At 45.9% G+C, this 17,050-nt stretch carries 15 protein-coding genes; 7 read left to right on the top strand and 8 right to left on the bottom strand.

Annotation, left to right across the window (positions count from 1 at the left end; all coding sequences use genetic code 11):
- The first annotated feature begins 179 nt into the window (after positions 1 to 179).
- Positions 180 to 950, top strand: a complete 771-nt coding sequence (locus HQ865_RS07000; protein WP_173414204.1) for a heparin lyase I family protein — start codon at positions 180 to 182, stop codon at positions 948 to 950.
- Positions 951 to 1,350: 400 nt separating this feature from the next.
- Here HQ865_RS07000 and HQ865_RS06995 read toward each other — a convergent pair whose 3' ends face one another.
- Together HQ865_RS06995 and HQ865_RS06990 are read right to left on the bottom strand one after the other, a co-directional pair.
- Entirely contained in the window at positions 1,351 to 1,830 is a 480-nt protein-coding gene (locus HQ865_RS06995; protein ID WP_173414203.1) for a hypothetical protein, read from the bottom strand.
- Between the two features lie 5 nt (positions 1,831 to 1,835).
- The gene (locus HQ865_RS06990) at positions 1,836 to 2,720 is read right to left on the bottom strand and encodes a helix-turn-helix domain-containing protein (protein ID WP_173414202.1); all 885 of its coding nucleotides are present in this window, start codon (positions 2,718 to 2,720) and stop codon (positions 1,836 to 1,838) included.
- 302 nt (positions 2,721 to 3,022) lie between these two features.
- On the opposite strand from HQ865_RS06990, the gene HQ865_RS06985 reads away from it, so the two are divergent.
- Together HQ865_RS06985 and HQ865_RS06980 are read left to right on the top strand one after the other, a co-directional pair.
- Positions 3,023 to 4,246 (top strand): OmpP1/FadL family transporter, encoded by a 1,224-nt coding sequence (locus HQ865_RS06985; protein ID WP_173414201.1) that lies wholly within the window; start codon positions 3,023 to 3,025, stop codon positions 4,244 to 4,246.
- 20 nt (positions 4,247 to 4,266) lie between these two features.
- Positions 4,267 to 5,601, top strand: a complete 1,335-nt coding sequence (locus tag HQ865_RS06980; protein WP_173414200.1) for an SGNH/GDSL hydrolase family protein — start codon at positions 4,267 to 4,269, stop codon at positions 5,599 to 5,601.
- A 277-nt stretch (positions 5,602 to 5,878) separates the two neighbouring features.
- Here HQ865_RS06980 and HQ865_RS06975 read toward each other — a convergent pair whose 3' ends face one another.
- Complete coding sequence (locus HQ865_RS06975; protein ID WP_173414199.1) at positions 5,879 to 7,303, bottom strand: DUF3943 domain-containing protein; 1,425 nt, start codon at positions 7,301 to 7,303, stop codon at positions 5,879 to 5,881.
- Between the two features lie 307 nt (positions 7,304 to 7,610).
- Here HQ865_RS06975 and HQ865_RS06970 point away from each other — a divergent pair, with 307 nt between their 5' ends.
- Together HQ865_RS06970 and mnmD are read left to right on the top strand one after the other, a co-directional pair.
- Complete coding sequence (locus HQ865_RS06970; RefSeq protein ID WP_173414198.1) at positions 7,611 to 8,954, top strand: MBL fold metallo-hydrolase; 1,344 nt, start codon at positions 7,611 to 7,613, stop codon at positions 8,952 to 8,954.
- A 224-nt stretch (positions 8,955 to 9,178) separates the two neighbouring features.
- Positions 9,179 to 9,910, top strand: coding sequence for a tRNA (5-methylaminomethyl-2-thiouridine)(34)-methyltransferase MnmD (gene mnmD / locus HQ865_RS06965; RefSeq protein WP_173414197.1), 732 nt, complete (start codon positions 9,179 to 9,181; stop codon positions 9,908 to 9,910).
- A 150-nt stretch (positions 9,911 to 10,060) separates the two neighbouring features.
- Here mnmD and HQ865_RS06960 read toward each other — a convergent pair whose 3' ends face one another.
- The 5 genes from HQ865_RS06960 to HQ865_RS06940 form a co-directional block, all read right to left on the bottom strand.
- The gene (locus tag HQ865_RS06960) at positions 10,061 to 11,041 is read right to left on the bottom strand and encodes a type I phosphomannose isomerase catalytic subunit (protein ID WP_173414196.1); all 981 of its coding nucleotides are present in this window, start codon (positions 11,039 to 11,041) and stop codon (positions 10,061 to 10,063) included.
- A gap of 93 nt (positions 11,042 to 11,134) precedes the next feature.
- Positions 11,135 to 11,650 (bottom strand): hypothetical protein, encoded by a 516-nt coding sequence (locus tag HQ865_RS06955; RefSeq protein WP_173414195.1) that lies wholly within the window; start codon positions 11,648 to 11,650, stop codon positions 11,135 to 11,137.
- 1 nt (position 11,651) lies between these two features.
- Positions 11,652 to 12,107: a hypothetical protein gene (locus HQ865_RS06950; protein ID WP_173414194.1), complete on the bottom strand. Its 456-nt coding sequence runs from the start codon at positions 12,105 to 12,107 to the stop codon at positions 11,652 to 11,654.
- Between the two features lie 453 nt (positions 12,108 to 12,560).
- Positions 12,561 to 14,087, bottom strand: a complete 1,527-nt coding sequence (locus HQ865_RS06945) for an IS1182 family transposase (protein WP_173413881.1) — start codon at positions 14,085 to 14,087, stop codon at positions 12,561 to 12,563.
- 89 nt (positions 14,088 to 14,176) lie between these two features.
- Positions 14,177 to 15,403, bottom strand: coding sequence for an NADP-dependent isocitrate dehydrogenase (locus HQ865_RS06940; protein WP_173414193.1), 1,227 nt, complete (start codon positions 15,401 to 15,403; stop codon positions 14,177 to 14,179).
- Positions 15,404 to 15,587: 184 nt separating this feature from the next.
- On the opposite strand from HQ865_RS06940, the gene HQ865_RS06935 reads away from it, so the two are divergent.
- Together HQ865_RS06935 and HQ865_RS06930 are read left to right on the top strand one after the other, a co-directional pair.
- Positions 15,588 to 16,265: a hypothetical protein gene (locus HQ865_RS06935; RefSeq protein WP_173414192.1), complete on the top strand. Its 678-nt coding sequence runs from the start codon at positions 15,588 to 15,590 to the stop codon at positions 16,263 to 16,265.
- Positions 16,266 to 16,364: 99 nt separating this feature from the next.
- Positions 16,365 to 16,904 (top strand): hypothetical protein, encoded by a 540-nt coding sequence (locus tag HQ865_RS06930; RefSeq protein WP_173414191.1) that lies wholly within the window; start codon positions 16,365 to 16,367, stop codon positions 16,902 to 16,904.
- The last annotated feature ends 146 nt before the right edge of the window (positions 16,905 to 17,050 follow it).

Raw genomic sequence — 17,050 nt, 5'->3', positions numbered from 1 at the left:
CAAAGTGTAAAATTTACAATTACCAGGTGTTCACTTATTTTAAACTATCTCACATGATCACCGCTTGCCAAACGAGTTGATAAATAAGCCAATAAAAAAGAATTGGATGTAATTTTTATATCCCTAATTTTACGCAACCGGTTGCGTAAAGCATATTAACCAAACTAAAACCATTTATTATGAGAAAAATGAAAATTACAGCCCTGGCACTGGGTGCCGCAGGTATGATGCTACTATCAAACTGCAAGAAAGAAAACAGCGCGGCAAGTACCGAACCAACCAACAACACCAACCCTGCATTGCGTACCGAATCGGTACTATTTAACGGTGACGCCTCGAACGGATCGGCAGCGGTATGGAAAGACATTAATGTTGAACAGGACGGCAGCGTAACTACCATTAACGACGAAACCGGCACATTATGCTGGAAATTCCTGAAACCCGCAGGCAGCCACCGTGCTGAAGGCCATGGCGCTAAAAACTACCAGGCTGCGTCAGGTTCGGAGATCTATATTGGCTGGACCTGCAAACTATATATGCCGACAACCCTGCAAACCGACGCGGTATTTCAATGGAAATCGTACCCGACCAGCACTACGGCCAACCACCCTATTATGTTGCGTACCAAAAACGGTAACCTCGATCTGCAATACTTCGATATCAATCACGTAGCATCGGTACCATGGTCTATCGCCTTATCTACCGGCACCTGGCAAAAATTTGTGCTGCGCATGAACCTGTCGTACAGCGCCACTACCGGCTATATCGAACTTTGGTACAACGGCGTAAAGCAAACCTTTAGCAATGGCAGTCAACGCTACTACTGCCGCACCATGGATTCGGACTATTGCGATCCTAAATGGGGCGTTTACGGTGGCGATGAAGCGCAGGCTACCAACATTGTGAAGAAGATACGCATTGGCAGCAGCTATGCCGATGTGGCGCAATAACAGTTTTACACCTGAATATTAAATCCCCCTGCTGTTGAACCGGTAAACAGCAGGGGGATTTTGTTTTTAAAAATTCTTCACCCCGTCATGCTGAGCGATAGCGAAGAATCCCAAACTATACAGGTCTGCCCTGCATATCGGAGATTCTTCGCTATCGCTCAGAATGACGGAATAGTTGCTTCGAAGTCCCACTGATTTCCCCCTATTGATCTTAGTCTGTGACTGAAACCTCGGATAAATTAAAGTCTGTGACTTTATCTTCCTTTATTGATTTCCACTAATTTTATAAGTTCCGTCTTTTGAAATAATTAATTTAAAACCCAATCCCAAATCGGTTGCGGGTATAGCCACTGAATATCCCAAAACCACCCAGCTTTTATCCTTATTCATTCTGGATATTTCAGGCATTAAGATCGATCCATATTTTTTTTAAAGCACCAACAAAAGGATCATTATAAAAGGGCTTAAAATCATTAGCCGTAAATTGTTTCTTTAGAACTGTGTCAGCATTACGGATCAACGTAATATCAGATGCAAATGGATGCGTTACAAACAAATAAGGGACTTTTTCATCTGATTGATATTTTTTAGGGACTTTTATCTTGTCATTTTTCAAACAATAATATTTCAAATAAAAGTGCAGGCTATCAGTGCCATCAATAAACGTTGTGTCTATAATTTGCACTTCATCATACCTTTTTATTAATGCAGCCCGCTCTTCTGTTTGCGATGGTGTATCATCAGGCCCATCAAACGGTACAATTTTCGATGTATCCCGTTCATTAACGGCGGTATTTTGCTTTTTGTCCTTTGCACTCTCACAACTTGCAGTAAGCATGGCGCAGAGTATAAAGAAAAGTAAAATGTAGTTTATTTTCATAATCCTTAATTCCCGCTCACTACCCTATAATCCGACGGCGACATGCCTGTATGCTTTTTAAAATACTTGCCGAAGGTAGATTGATCAGGGAAATGGATCGCATCGGCCACGTTGGCTATACTGATATCGTTATTGCGCAGCAGTACCTTGGCTTCCAGTATCACGGCATCGTCTATCCACTCGCCGGCTGTGCGGCCGGTGACTTCCTTTATAGTTTCGGTTAAGTGCTTGGGCGATACAAACAACGATTCGGCATAGTACTGTACGTTACGGTGCTCTTTATATTGCTGAAACACCAGGTCCTGGAACAACACGTTCAACTCCTGTTTACGGGTTTGCTTGCCTTTAATAATGGTGTGCTGCTTCTCGTACACGGCCTGCACTTCGTACAGCATCCCGGTTAGCATGCTTCGTGAGATCTGCATACGGTACGGATGATCGCGCTCCAATTTTTGTTGCATCAGCAGGTAGATATCCAGCACCATTCGGGCATCATCGTTATCGGGATAGATAACAGGGATGGAAGTATTTTTAAAATAGCTGAACGATTCTAAAAAATGGCTGTTGCCGTTATTCTCGGTCAGGAATGCTTTGGAAAAAACCAGGAAACGGCACAAAAAATCGGGACTGGCATTATAGATCCTCAGCACATGGAAAGGCGTGGCCAGCAGCATGGCATCGGGCCGGGCCTCGTACACCTGCAGGTTTACTTCTACCTGGGCGGTGCCACGGGTACAGATACCAATAATGTAACCATCTGATCGGTAGGGGTATTCGCTAAGGGTGAGCAGCTGTTTTTCGTCAGCGATAAAAAAATCGGCGCTTACAAAATTATCGGCATATAGGTCGGCAAATTTAGATAAGCTTAATTGGGCGATCTTTTTACTCATAGGTTGAAATATGCGGTGGCAATTTAACCACAAAGTACACAAAGATTTTGCACAAAGGTCATAAAGATTTTATCCCCCGGCATTTATTATTACAAATATGTCTTAGTGCTTCTTTGTGATTTCTCTCTTTGTATACTTTGTGGTTAAATTGCCACCTCTCCCGGTTTCTCCGACTTTTTGACTAATCTATCCGCATAATAGCCCTTTTTTTCATTTTAATCCGCAGTAATTTTATTTTTTTAAAACTGTATGTTTGCGCCCCACGTTTAAACATCAATAATTATAAACCATTTTTTTAAATTATGAGAAAACTCTTACTCTTGCTTTTGGCAACCGTGCCGGTTATGGCATTTGCCCAGGGCTTCCAGGTAAACTTACACGGACAGAAGCAAATTGGCATGGGCCATACCGGCACCGGCTTGTTGCAGGATGGCGCATCGGTACTGTTTAACCCCGGCGCTGTAGCCATGTTACCCGAAAATTATATCCAGGCCGGCGTTAGTCCATTGATGTTTAAATCGGCTTTTAACCCGGCCGGTACCAATACCGTTTACAATAACTCAAACAAAATAGCTACGCCGTTTACTGCCTACGCGGTTTGGGGACCAAAAAATTCGTTCTGGAAATTAGGCCTGGGCGTTTATACGCCATTTGGTGGTTTAACCGACTGGGGCACCAGCTGGACCGGCAAATACTCGCTGGAAAGCCTTGACCTTAAGGCAATTTACATCCAGCCAACCATCAGCATTAAGCTGGCCGACTTTATGAGCATTGGCGGTGGTTTTGTGTATAACCGCGCAAGCGTTAACCTTACCCGTGCCATCCCGCTGTCAAACTCGGCAGGTGCCGATGGCCAGGCGCAGCTATCAGGCGATGGCAAAGGCTACGGCTGGAACGCCGGTGTTTACTTCAAAACCGAATCGGGCGTAACCGTTGGTATCACCCACCGTTCGAAGGTAAATACCACTATCGATGCCGGCAACGCTGTGTTTACCGTACCAGCTTCGGTACAGGCTAACTTCCCACAGCCAAACACATTTTCATCGGGCATCCCGCTGCCATCAACCACCTCGCTGGGTTTTGGCTTCTATCCTACCTCAAAATGGACTTTGGCCTTCGACATGAACTTTGTACACTGGAGCGTTTACAAAGCCTTAGCATTTGATTATGCTAAAAACACCGCTGTTTTGGCCGATACTTATTCGCCACGTAATTATAAGGATGCTTTAGACCTGCGTGTAGGTACCGAATACAAAACCACCGATAAACTAGCCTTGCGCCTTGGTGGCGGCTTCGCCAGCACTGCCGTTATCGACGGATATGTTACACCCGAAGCACCTGATGCCAACCGCTATTACCTGACCGCCGGCTTAGGTTACAAACTGGCTAACCACCTGGATCTGGATCTGTCGTTTGAATACGAAAACGTTTCGGCACGCAAGCAAACCAATATCGAGTCGCAACTGTCGGGCACGTTCCGTACCAATGTTTACATTCCCGGATTATCACTTGCTTATCACTGGTAGTACCTCATTAATTTAATCGCATGAAAAATTTCAAATCACACCATATACTCGTATTTGCAGGTTTACTGGCCTTTACAGCTTGCAAAACCAATATTACCACGCCTACGCCAACAGCAGGCTCGGCCAATTTTTCAAGATACATAGCGGTGGGTAACTCGCTTACTGCCGGTTATGCCGATGGCGGCCTTTATCGCGATGGGCAGCTAAATTCATACCCCAGCATCATTGCCAAACAAATGGCAAGCGTTGGCGGCGGCACGTTTACCCAACCCCTGTTTACCGAAGCGCAGGCTAATGGTTCGGGCTATGTTAAACTGACAGGCTTCGACCCGACCACCGGTTCGCCAATCACTACGCCGGTAACTACTAACCTGGCTGTAACAGGTGTAACTGCGGTTCCGGGCTTTGGCAACGTAACCACTTATACCAAATACACCGGCGACTTGAACAATTACGGTGTACCGGGAATTAAGTTACAGCAGATCACTTACGCCCCTTACGGCAACCTGAATGGTTACTTCGAGCGCTTACTGCCTAATCCAACGCCTACCAACAACACCACTTATTTAGATTTTGTTACCGCCAAGCCCTTCACTTTCTTTACCGACTGGCTGGGTAATAACGATGCTTTAGGCTATGCTACCTCAGGCGGTGCGGGCGATGTACTGACGGATAAAGCGCAATTCGCTGCCTTATACCAGGCATCTATAGCTAAATTAGTGGCTGGCGGCACAGGCGGCAGCGGCGCTAAAGGCGCTGTGGCTACCATTCCGGATGTTACTACCATTCCGTACTTTACTACGGTAACTGTTCCCCTTATTTTGGCTAACGTACAGAAAAGCGCGCCTACCGTAACCGGTTTGTATATCAATGCGCTGGTTCCGGGTACTACCTCAACTTACGCGCCGAGACTGGCTACTGCCAACGACCTGATCGTACTGACCTTCCCTACCTCTAAAATGGGCGTACCAACGGGTGGCATCCCTTACGGTTTGCATCCGCTTAACCCTATCGAAAACCAATACGTTTTAGATGCGGCAGAGCAGGCGATGGTTAAGGATTATGTGGTATCGTACAATAACACCATCAAAAGCATTGCTGCAACCAACGGCCTGGCTGTATTTGATGCCTATACCTTCCTAACCAATGTAAAAGCAAACGGCTTGGTAGTAAACGGCATCAGCTTAAGCTCTAACTTTGTGAGCGGTGGTATCTTCTCCTTAGATGGTGTGCACTTAACCCCGCGCGGTTATGCCATTGTGGCCAACGAGTTTATTAAAGCCATCAACAGTAAATATGGCTCAAGCGTTCCGCTGGCAGATGTATCGGCCTATAGCGGCGTAAAATTCCCATAAGGAAAATTTAACTGATCTATAAAGAGAGGCGGGTTATCGGAAGATACCTGCCTTTTTTTGTTTTAACTTTTGTTAAGCCGAGCTTATACAGTTTGTCATCTCGAACGAACCGGGCCGGGCCTGCGTGATGGTGTGAGGAGAGATCTTATACGTGCGATGTGCAAAGCCGTATAAGGTTTCTCTTTCTCCCCCCAACACACTTTCCTCCCATGCTCTATCGATGACAACCTATTTTATTTCCTAAGCCCATCTCCGAAGGAGAGGTTGGGGAGAGGTATTACCTGATATTCACCGCCCACCTTGCCGAGATCTTCACATAAGGATAATTACGGTTAAACTCGGGATGATCCCGGTAGTTGCCCTCCAGCGTTACGTAACCCGGCTCGATATTGGCCGAAACGTGCGGAATAGGCATATAACTAAACTCGCCCGAAACGGAATGCAGGAAATAATGAGAATGACTGCCATTCAGCGTTTTAGAATATCCCCCGCGATAATTGGCCGTGAAGAAAAATTTATCCAGCAAACTTAAGGTGGCGCCGCCACCAATACCAAAACCCGAACCATAATCATAATTACGGCCGCTATCGGAGTATGGGCTTGGTATGGCTGCCAGTAGTATCGGCCCGGCAGATAACTGGGTACTCAACTTCACCTTCCTGAAAGGTACAAATTGCGAATACAGGTTGGCCTTTACGCTTTCGCCGCCATAAAAGAAGGAGGAATTGGCAATGTAATCGTAATTGGCCGATATCACCAGCAGGTGCTTAATGGTCTCGGCGGTATCCAGTTGCCAGCCGGCTATCGATCCATAAACGCTTACTGTATTCAGGAACGTACTGTCATCCTTACCCACCTCGGCATTAATAATAATATTACTAAAGGGCTTGCTGAAATTTTGATACCTGCTACCATACAATAGTTTAGCGTGCGCATACCAGCCGGTTTGCCCGTTACTGCCAAACAAGCTTTGGTTACCCGTATTGAATTTACGGTAACCAAGATCAAACTCGGCGCTGATCTTTGAGGAATCCACCTCCAGCGTATTAGGGCTCACCCTCCCCCATTTACCATCCAATATGCGGTTCAGGCCGTTTGTTGGCGATACCAATAATGCCACCACCTCACTCATTTGCCGGTGAAAGCCGCGGGTATGGTTGTTTACAATTTTGTTAGACATGCGATAGGTCATTTCGCCCAGAACGATGCCGCCAAAGCTGGTATTAATAAAATCGTTGGGCGCGGGCGGCTGGCTCTCGGCAAAAGTTTCCCACAGGTAACTACCCGCGAAAGCCGCCGGCACCGATTGCCAAAAACTGTAACCATTGGTACGGAAAGCGTTATAAAACAAGCTGCCATGATAAGGGTGCCCGAACTGATTGGTTTGAAAAGGGTCGTTATCCCAGGCCCAATGCGCCGGGTTAAGGTTGTAGCCCGTGGTTTTCCAGGTGATCTGGGCAAAATCGGCATGCCGTATAAATCTATCTAAGGAGAAGGGGGCCAGTTCCGTAATACCAAATTCGATAAAAGCGCGTTGCAGGTGCTTATGGTTAAGCAGGCTGTCGCGTATCTCGCGCCTGCGCAGCCGGCTGTTTACCGGTGTAGGGGTATAAAATGGTACTTGTTGGGCCGATGCCGTAAAATCGGTCAGCAAGCCACTTAACAGCAGTATAGGGATCAGCAGGTATTTTTTTAGTTCCATCTGGTTGAACATTTGTGCAGCTATAAAGCTGCAAGGTTATTTTAGTGTGATATTAGTGTTAAACTACAAAATAGGGTTTTGGTTTTATCGCTCTTCGCGTTGGGCTAAAACCCAGGCATCTATACCGTATAGTCTTGTTGGTTAAATCAACGGCAATTAAAAAAATCATTGCCATCCCATTTATGGGACGGAACTATTGTAAAAGCAAAAGGGATTTAGCCAAATCATAACATCTCCAAAAAGATGAACACCCAATGACCAACATCACTAAACCGAATAGTTGTAATTGTATATCTTTGCCACACATATGGTTATACATCAGTTTTACGATACCGGCCTGGCACATGCATCGTACGCGGTCATCCGCAATGGCAGCATGGTGGTGATTGACCCCGCCCGCGATCCGCAGCCTTATTATGATTTCGCTACCCTGCACCAGGCGCAGATAACCGGCGTGATAGAAACGCATCCGCATGCCGATTTTGTAAGCTCGCACCTGGAGATACACGAAACTACCGGCGCTACCATTTATGTGAGCAAGCTGGTTGGTGCCGAATACCCGCACCAAACCTTTGATGATGGTGATGTGATCAGCCTGAGCGATATCAAACTGAAAGCCATCAATACCCCGGGCCATTCGCCCGATTCGATATGTATTTTGGTGGAGGACGAGAATGGCCGCCAAACGGATGTTTTCACCGGCGATACCCTTTTTGTAGGCGATGTCGGTCGCCCCGACCTGCGTGAGAGCGCGGGCAATATCACCGCCCAGAAAGAAGACCTGGCCCGCCAGATGTACCATAGCACCCGCGATAAACTAATGAAGCTGCCCCACCATGTTACCGTTTACCCGGCGCACGGCCCCGGCTCGCTTTGCGGCAAAAACATGAGTCCCGATCTGCACAGCACCATCGGCAGGGAGATCCGCGAGAACTATGCGTTGCAATTAATGGACGAATTGCAGTTTGTGCAACTGCTCACCGCCGATCAGCCCTTTATGCCCCGTTACTTCGGTTACGATGTAGAGATGAACAAAGCTGGTGCCGATACACTTGAAATCAACATAGCAGCCGTACCTCGCATAGATCACCGTGTTTTTAAGGATGGTGTACCTATTATAGATACCCGCCCGGCCACAGCGTTTAAACAAGGCCATATCGCAGGCGCAATCAATCTACAGGATGGCGGCAAATTCGAAACATGGCTGGGTTCGGTAATTAACCCAACCGAAGAATTTTACCTGATGGCTGCCGACGCGGAAAGCCTTGAAAAGGTGATCAGGAAAACGGCCAAGATCGGCTATGAAAAGAATATCAGATCGGCACAGGTTGCACCTGCTAATTTAACGGCAGCAACCACACCTACGTTTGATCTGGATGCTTTTGAAGCTAATCCCGATAACTATACCATCATCGATGCCCGCAACTGGACAGAGATAAACAGCGGCATGCCATTTGAAAACGCCCTGGCCATCCCCCTGCCCGAACTGCGCGAGCGCCTAAATGAGATACCAACCGATAAACCCATTGTAGTACATTGCGCCGCCGGGTACCGCTCGGCAGCGGCTGCCAGTATTATCGCTGCCAAAATTACTAATGTGCCGGTTTATGATATGGGACAGGTGGTGACGAAGTTTCTCCAAGCACACTAATACGCAAGACAGTTCCTTCCCTTGGGAGGAGCGCGATAGCTTGTGCGGTGGCTGGGAGGGGTATCTATAGATTGCTGCGCGACTACTTCGCATCGCCCAATCAAGCGTCCACGCTTGATTGTAAGTATATTTGAGCGTCCGCACTCACGTAAAAATTAAGCGTGGACGCTTAATTAGGATATAGATCAAGCGTGGACGCTTGATCTGGCAAGAGTTTAGGATAAATGACAGAAGAAACTGGCAATCATCAGGCAGATCAGCTCCCCCTTCAGGGGGCCGGGGGGCCTGAACTTTCGTTCGTCACCACCGCCGATGGTTCTAAAACCATCTACAACCTCATGGTTGGCGAAAATTACCACTCGAAGCACGGGGCTTTACAGGAAAGTATACACGTATTTCTAAATTCGGGCTTACGCTATTTTTTAGCGGGGATGGATATGCAACAGGTATCTGTACTGGAAGTGGGCCTGGGCACAGGACTCAATTTTTTGCTCAGCGCCGATTTTTGTACTGCCAAAAACATCAAACTGGAGCATACCGGCATCGAGGCTTATCCGCTGAGCCTGGAAATGATCAGCCAAACCGGCTATAATGATTACGTATCGCCAAAATTATGGGCCGATTTTCTGGATTGGTATCCGTCGTCCATCAATCATTTGGTTGATATCAATCCTTACTGCAAGCTTAAAACCGCGCATACTACCCTATCGGCCTTTCAAAGTGCCGAACTTTACGATGTAATTTACTTTGATGCCTTTGCGGCGCTGCACCAGCCCGAGATGTGGAGCGAGGAGGTGATCAATCATACCGCAAGCTTTTTGAAACCTGGCGGCGTATTTGTTACCTATGCCATCACCGGTAACCTGAAACGTATGCTAAAAGCGCTTGGTTTTAAAGTAGAAAAAGCGCCGGGTGCGCCAGGAAAGCGGGAAATGTTAAGGGCGGTGAAGTTGTAACCCAAAATCGTCTTCCTAAGCGATAGCGAAGCATAATAAACCATCATCATGCTGAGCATAGCGAAGCATCCCCGGTAGGCAGGTCGGTCATGCATTACCGCTCCACTTATCGGGGATGCTTCGCTATGCTCAGCATGACGACTTTGTTTTTTACTCAATATAACTCTCCAAAATCTTAAAGCCCCCCTCGGTAACCAACTCCACCTGGTCAATTATCTTTGGCAGCAGCAGGCATTCGCCCATTTTCACTTCGTAGCTTTCGCCGTTGCATTTCAGCGTATATGCGCCATCTACACAAACATGTATCACAAACGAATCTAAAGTATTGTAATCCTTCGTTACGTTTTCGGTGTAATCCATCACATTGGTGGTGAAGTATGGGCAGCTTACCAAATGTACATCCTGGTTTTTAGCAGGGGTATATTGGGTTTTATATTCGGGGTAAACGTTGTAATCAAGCGCGGCTAAGGCCAGTTCGGTATGCAGTTCGCGTTTTTGGCCTTTATCGTCTACACGGTCAAAATCGTAAATGCGGTAAGTAATGTCTGATGTTTGCTGGATCTCGGCAATCAGCAGGCCCTTGCCAATGGTGTGCACGCGGCCGGCGGGCAGGAAGAACACATCGCCCGCATTTACATCCTCTTTGTTCAGGATATCCATCAAATGGCCGCTGTTCAGCTTGTCTACATAACTTTGCTCATCAACTTTCTGGCTGAAACCGGCAATCAGCGTAGAACCCGGATCGGCCTCTATCACATACCACATTTCGGTTTTGCCGAACGAGTTATGGCGTTTTTTGGCCAGTTCGTCATTAGGGTGCACCTGTATGGAAAGATCGTCGTTAGCATCAATAAATTTCACCAGCAGGGGGAAAATATTACCGAAGTGATCGTACACATGCTTACCTACCAACTCATCTTTATATTGCTCCAGCAAGCCGGCCAGCGATTCCCCTGCCAGCGCGCCATTGGCCACCACCGATACATCCGACTTTACGCCCGAAATCTCCCAGGTCTCGCCACAATTGGGCAGATCACCAAAATCTTTATGCAGGTAGGTTTTGATCTTCTGACCGCCCCAGATCTTGTCTTTATAAATGGTTTTAAACTGTAAGGGATATAATGCTGACATGCCGTGATAGATAGTAAATATTTAAAAACTAAATTGATAATAGGTGAAGGCCAAATTTAGTTTTTTAAATTTTAAAATCACTTTAAGCCTGCATTAATAAGCAGCCCTATTAAGTATTAAATTAAGATTTGCCTTGTTTTGGCTTACGGTTACCGGCGATATGCCGCCCTGGCTGTCGCCGCTGTTGGCGTATAGTTTGCCACTTTCAACAAAAACTACGGTATAGGCGCCGTCGGGCAATTGGGCCTGGTAAAAGCCCTGCGCGTCGGTGTTTATTGTTTTAATAAGCTGGGTGCTAAAATTATCGTATAAGCCCCCCAGCGGAGTGGTCGGCGTTGCATTTGTATTTTTAGTATAAGCGTAAATCCGCACTTCGCGCTGTATCACAAACGATGTGCAGGTGGATGTTTTAGGATCGGTAGTAGGCATGCAGTTGCCTTGTATGGTAGATACGGTGCCCCATACCCCATTGCTTATGGTTACTTTGGCGCTATTATCGGCATAAGCTTTCTGCAGATCGGTAGACGGAGTACTATCAACACCTTTTGTTTTTTTACATGATGCGGCTGCTATCAGTACGATCATCAAAAAATAAACTACCTTTTTCATACTACTTATTAATGGTAAAATACCGGTTCGCTACCGAATCGGTATAGGTTTTGGTATTGTATTTAAACAATTGCAGCTGGTAATTGGCGCAGCAGCCCGCAGTTGTTTTTTGATAATTGGTAAAAATGGTATCCTGATCGTTGTCGGTCAGTTTCAGGTAGGTGATGTTCTCGCCCATGCTCCAGTTCAGCACCATCTTTATGCGTTCTTTATTTGGCGCTACGGTCCCTTGTTTTATAAAGCTGATCAGCCCGCTGGCATTCAGCAGTTTCATCCTTAACGTATCGTAATGAAAGGGGGTTGTGGGGTTCAGCAGATCGCGGCCTGCTTTATCCCTAAAGTCGAGTATCATTACTGGCGGCGATGTGGTGCAGGCTACCCCATCGCACTTGGTACCGCACGAATAGAAGAATATTGCTATGGCAAAAACAATAAGGGTAATTTTCAGATACTTCATAAACATTCCGGTAATTAACTCAAGTTGCGATTATATTTAATTGGTGATTTAACCACAAAGTACACTAAGATCTTCGTGTTGTTGATTCCACAAGTGCACAGAGAATTGAAAAAAGAAGATAAGATACAAAAACTCACAAAGACAAAAATGAACTTTGCGACCTTTAAAACTTAAAATCTCAACTAAAATCTTTGTGGCCTTTGTGTTTCTCCCTTTGCGACCTTTGTGGTTAAACAAATAGCAAATAGATCAATTATATAAAGTTACGGGTGATAACGCGATTACGCTACAATATGGTATAATAAAAAGAGGCCGTCTCATAAGTCAATTATGAGGCGGTTTTTTCGTTGATGCCGATTTAGATGAGTTATTAGGAAAGCGGGACTGTATCAGCCTGCTTTCGATTTTTTTGAGTTGGTTCAGGTGTTTTTATCGGATAAAAAGCCTTTTTTATCAGGCTTTCCACTTTCTGAGGTTATGTGCGATGGATAATAACCCTATTTCGACCTCGGTTTTGGACATTCCCTTCAGCAGGAATCGCCTGAAGCCGTGATTATGCTTCAGGTTGGCGAACACCGGTTCGACATCTGCGGGCCGTCGCTTTCGGTATTTGATGCCCTGTTCGGTATTCAATCTTTCTTTCGCTATCTGCTTGTGTATTCTAAGGCTGTGGTTGATCTCCACCACGCGGTTACCGGCTGCTTGGTGACAAACGCCCCGCATGGGGCAGTTTTCACAATTCTGCGCCTGATAGCGGCTGATCAGTTGCACATAGCCGGATGTGGAGACCCGCTGCCCGGTGCCGATATGCTGCATGTGTTGTCCCATCGGACATACCAGGTAATCTTCCTGTTCATTATAGTGCAAACTGTCATTACCGAATGCTTTGATGCCTTTATTTTGTTCCTGGTCGAACGTGTTGTATTTGATATAAGCTTCAATGCCTTTTTGCTGTAATACGCCATAGTTCTCGTCCGAACCGTAGCCCGCATCGGCCACTACCGCTTTTGGAAGTGCATGATATAAAGTTTCGTATTGTTCGATGTGTGATGGAAGGGTCTGGTAATCGGTTGTGGTTTGGTGCAGGCTATAGTTCAAGATGAACTGCTCCTGGGTGGAGATCTGCAGATTGTATCCGGGTTTAAGCTGCCCGTTCAGCATAGGGTCTTCTTTCATCCGCATGAAGGTGGCACCCGGGTCGGTCTTCGAAAAGCTGTTGCGACCGCCTAACAGCTTTTCCTGCTCGTCATACCGGGCCAGGTTCTCCGGCCAGTGCTTTTTGGCATAGTTCAGCTTCTGCCTTACTTTCTTATCGACATCTTCCTTATCGTCCAGGGCGGCGTTGATCTTTGAGATCGTTTCTTTTACTTTTTCCGGGTTGATCTCGCTGTATTCCAGCGGTGCGGTGTCTTTAAGTTCTTCGGCAGCGATGGTTTGCGCATAACTCCACAGTTCATCCAATTGGGCTTTCATCTTCTCCTTGCTGTTCTTAATGCTTTTGCCCCATACAAAAGTGTACTTGTTCGCTACCGATTCGATCTTGGTACCATCGGTAAAAACAGCTTCTTTCAGCGAGACGATACCTTCCTGCTGTAATAACAATACGATCTGTGAGAAGATCTCCTTTAAAACACCCGACAGCTTCTCGCTCCGGAAACGGTTGATGGTATTGTGATCAGGCTTTTTCATGCCTAAAAGCCACATGAAATGTACATTCTGCGCGGCCTGGTCTTCCAACTTCCGTGAAGAATACGTGTTGGTCAGATAACCGTAGATCAGCAGCTTGAGCATCAGCCGCGGATGAAAGCTGGATGCCCCGCCGCCTTTATACTTGCGGTTAATCGGTTTAACATCTACCTGATCGACCACCTTCGATACAATACGTACCGGATGACCCTGCGGTACCAGTTCCTCCAGTTTATACGGTAAAAAGGTTAACTGGTCAGGATCATATTCCTTAAAGACTACTTTTCCTCCCATGCCTTTAAGTTACTGAAAATTACGCTCAAAAACAAAGAGGCTGCCTCGCTTTTGAGACAGCCTCTTTTTATTATTTAAAAGCCAGCAGCTTATGCCAGTTTAGCTTTCAGGTTTTCGTTAATGGCTTCCAAAAACTCTTCGGTGTACAGGTAATCGGTACCGTGTTCAACCTTTGGTTTAATGGTGATGGCCAAATCCTTGGTCATTTTGCCGCTTTCTACGGTTTCGATACAAACCTGCTCTAAAGTTTTGCAGAAGTTGATCAGTTCCTGGTTGTTATCCAGAATACCACGGAACTCCAAACCGCGTGTCCATGCAAAGATAGACGCGATAGGATTGGTTGAAGTTGGGCGGCCTTTCTGGTGCTCGCGGTAGTGGCGGGTTACGGTACCGTGGGCAGCCTCAGCTTCCATAGTTTTGCCATCAGGGGTAACCAGGGTAGATGTCATCAAACCTAAGGAGCCGAAACCTTGTGCTACGGTATCGCTCTGTACGTCGCCATCATAGTTTTTACAAGCCCAAACAAAGTTACCGTTCCATTTCAGGGCCGATGCAACCATGTCATCGATCAAACGGTGTTCGTAAGTGATACCGGCTGCGTCGAACTTAGCTTTATATTCGTTTTTGTAGATCTCTTCAAAAATGTCTTTAAAACGGCCATCGTATTTTTTCAGGATGGTGTTTTTGGTCGACAGGTATAAAGGCCAGCCCTTCATCAGCGCCTGGTTAAAGCAGGCATGCGCGAAGCCTTTGATAGATTCGTCGGTGTTGTACATGGTTAGCGCCACGCCATCACCTTTAAAGTTAAATACTTCAAAAGATTGTGCTTCGCCGCCATCTTCAGGAGTGAAGGTTACGGTCAGCTTGCCTTTGCCTTTAGTTAAAAAGTCGGTAGCGCGGTACTGGTCGCCAAAAGCATGACGGCCAATGCAGATAGGCGCTGTCCAGTTTGGTACTAAGCGTGGCACATTGCTCATCACAATCGGCTCGCGGAATACGGTACCGTCCAAAATGTTACGGATAGTGCCGTTTGGCGATTTCCACATTTGTTTCAGGCCAAACTCTTCAACACGCTGCTCATCCGGGGTGATGGTTGCGCATTTAATGCCCACACCATATTGTTTAATAGCGTTAGCCGCGTCGATGGTTACCTGGTCGTTAGTTTCATCGCGATATTCAATGCCCAGATCGTAATATTTAATATCCAGTTCTAAATAAGGCAAAATCAGTTTATCCTTGATAAATTGCCATATAATGCGGGTCATTTCATCGCCATCCAGTTCAACTACGGGGTTTGCTACTTTAATTTTCGACATATCTGTTCTTTTTTGAATACCTTTTTTAAAATTCCCCAAATATATAAAAATTGGCTTCACTCCTTTTTCAATTTAACCGTAGATTTTTTACCATCAGAATAAAAATTTATATACATTTGGTAAGGTACAAGTGCGCACCGTGTTATTGTAACAAATTATTGCATTTAAACTTAAAACCTGTCTCTTGAAAAATATTATCCTTACCCTGTTGATTTGCGTTTTATCCGTCGCGGCAAAGGCCCAGTTTGGTTATAATTACTCGCAATACGAGTTCGGCTTATCGGCAGGCATCAATAAAGCTAAAACCGATTTCCGCATCCCAAAAACAGGTTACGCCGCCATGGCAAGCTTCACCTATAATTACACCCCTTTTATTAATTACATAGCCGAATTGCAGGTTGGTGGCGTAAAGGCCGATTCGCTGTCGGTTATCCCCGGTTCTGCTTTAACTTTTACTAACGATTATACTACGGTTTCATTCCGTGCGCAGTTGCAAATGGGCGAGATAATGGATTATTCGCAAAGCCAGTTTGCAAACTTTCTGAAAAATATCTACGTGAGCGGCGGCGTTGGCGTAATTTATACCGACCTGAAGATCTATGATTCGGGATTCCTCTCGGGCGAAAGCAAGGGTAGTAATGTTTTTATCCCGGTAAAACTGGGCTACGAGTTTAAGTTTTTCAACAGTTTTAACGAACCACGCATGAAACTGGATTTTGGTTACCAGCGCAACCTGATCATGAGCGACGCTTTCGACGGGATAAGCTATGGGTCTAACAAGGACTCGTTCAGCCAGTTTGTTATCGGGTTAAAATTCGCGCTGGGCGGCGAAACTTCCTATCGTAAATCCATTACTTATTAAAGCAAACTTCTGTTCATCATAATTGTTGATGTTTCCAGACCGGTAATTACATGCCGGGCCATTAAAATGATTAAATTAGACATTGGTTAATCAATTGAAATGACACCGAAACGCTTTTATCTTACACTGGTATTACTGCTGGCCACCGGCTGTTTCGCCTGGGCCGATGCGATTACCATTAATCACTTTATTATAAAAGATAATCCCTTTGGCCAAAGCCAGGTGGCCATTGTTGCTACCGACAGCGCCGATGTGGTGCAGGAAAACGTGAACGGTATTTTCACCTTCGCGGTGAATGGGTTCGAGCAGCCCCTTACCTTTACCAAGGGCGTAGCTTTTTACAGTCCCAAAATAGAGAAATCCATCTTCCTGTACATCCGCCATAATAACGATACAGGCACCCATGCCAAACTATACTACGTTTATAAAAGTAATGATAAGCTGCTGCCACTGCACATTGGCTGGGGCTGGCTGCTGGTAATCCCCCTCTCGCTGGTGTTGCTGGGTTACCTGTTTAAGCGCTTTATCATTATCGCCATCATTATCTTCCTCATCTTTATTTACTTCAATCATCACAGCGGGCTTAACCTGCATACGTTTTTTGAAAGCATTTTGGATGGCTTGAAGACGATGTTTTGACCGCGCTGATTCCGACCGCTGATTTTTTTGATTTCGCTGATTAGCAACAAGCCAAATGAGCACCATTTTCTGCGTCATTCCTATGTTTTGCGATGCGCTTTTGTGTTGATAACAATATCTTATCCGGGCCCTCATCCGTTTAAATA

This window comes from Mucilaginibacter mali, assembly GCF_013283875.1.
GTDB lineage: Bacteria > Bacteroidota > Bacteroidia > Sphingobacteriales > Sphingobacteriaceae > Mucilaginibacter > Mucilaginibacter mali.
Note: the sequence above shows the minus strand (reverse complement) of the source record. Positions and strands in the feature narration are given on the sequence as shown.

Bases quoted from the DNA above. Each gene is read 5' to 3' on its own strand.
- HQ865_RS06980 (WP_173414200.1), top strand. From the start codon at position 4,267: ATGAAAAATTTCAAATCACACCATATACTCGTATTTGCAGGTTTACTG.
- HQ865_RS06945 (WP_173413881.1), bottom strand. From the start codon at position 14,087: ATGGGAGGAAAAGTAGTCTTTAAGGAATATGATCCTGACCAGTTAACC.
- mnmD (WP_173414197.1), top strand. From the start codon at position 9,179: ATGACAGAAGAAACTGGCAATCATCAGGCAGATCAGCTCCCCCTTCAG.
- HQ865_RS06955 (WP_173414195.1), bottom strand. From the start codon at position 11,650: ATGAAAAAGGTAGTTTATTTTTTGATGATCGTACTGATAGCAGCCGCA.
- HQ865_RS07000 (WP_173414204.1), top strand. From the start codon at position 180: ATGAGAAAAATGAAAATTACAGCCCTGGCACTGGGTGCCGCAGGTATG.
- HQ865_RS06960 (WP_173414196.1), bottom strand. From the start codon at position 11,041: ATGTCAGCATTATATCCCTTACAGTTTAAAACCATTTATAAAGACAAG.
- HQ865_RS06985 (WP_173414201.1), top strand. From the start codon at position 3,023: ATGAGAAAACTCTTACTCTTGCTTTTGGCAACCGTGCCGGTTATGGCA.
- HQ865_RS06940 (WP_173414193.1), bottom strand. From the start codon at position 15,403: ATGTCGAAAATTAAAGTAGCAAACCCCGTAGTTGAACTGGATGGCGAT.
- HQ865_RS06970 (WP_173414198.1), top strand. From the start codon at position 7,611: ATGGTTATACATCAGTTTTACGATACCGGCCTGGCACATGCATCGTAC.
- HQ865_RS06950 (WP_173414194.1), bottom strand. From the start codon at position 12,107: ATGAAGTATCTGAAAATTACCCTTATTGTTTTTGCCATAGCAATATTC.
- HQ865_RS06990 (WP_173414202.1), bottom strand. From the start codon at position 2,720: ATGAGTAAAAAGATCGCCCAATTAAGCTTATCTAAATTTGCCGACCTA.
- HQ865_RS06930 (WP_173414191.1), top strand. From the start codon at position 16,365: ATGACACCGAAACGCTTTTATCTTACACTGGTATTACTGCTGGCCACC.
- HQ865_RS06975 (WP_173414199.1), bottom strand. From the start codon at position 7,303: ATGGAACTAAAAAAATACCTGCTGATCCCTATACTGCTGTTAAGTGGC.
- HQ865_RS06995 (WP_173414203.1), bottom strand. From the start codon at position 1,830: ATGAAAATAAACTACATTTTACTTTTCTTTATACTCTGCGCCATGCTT.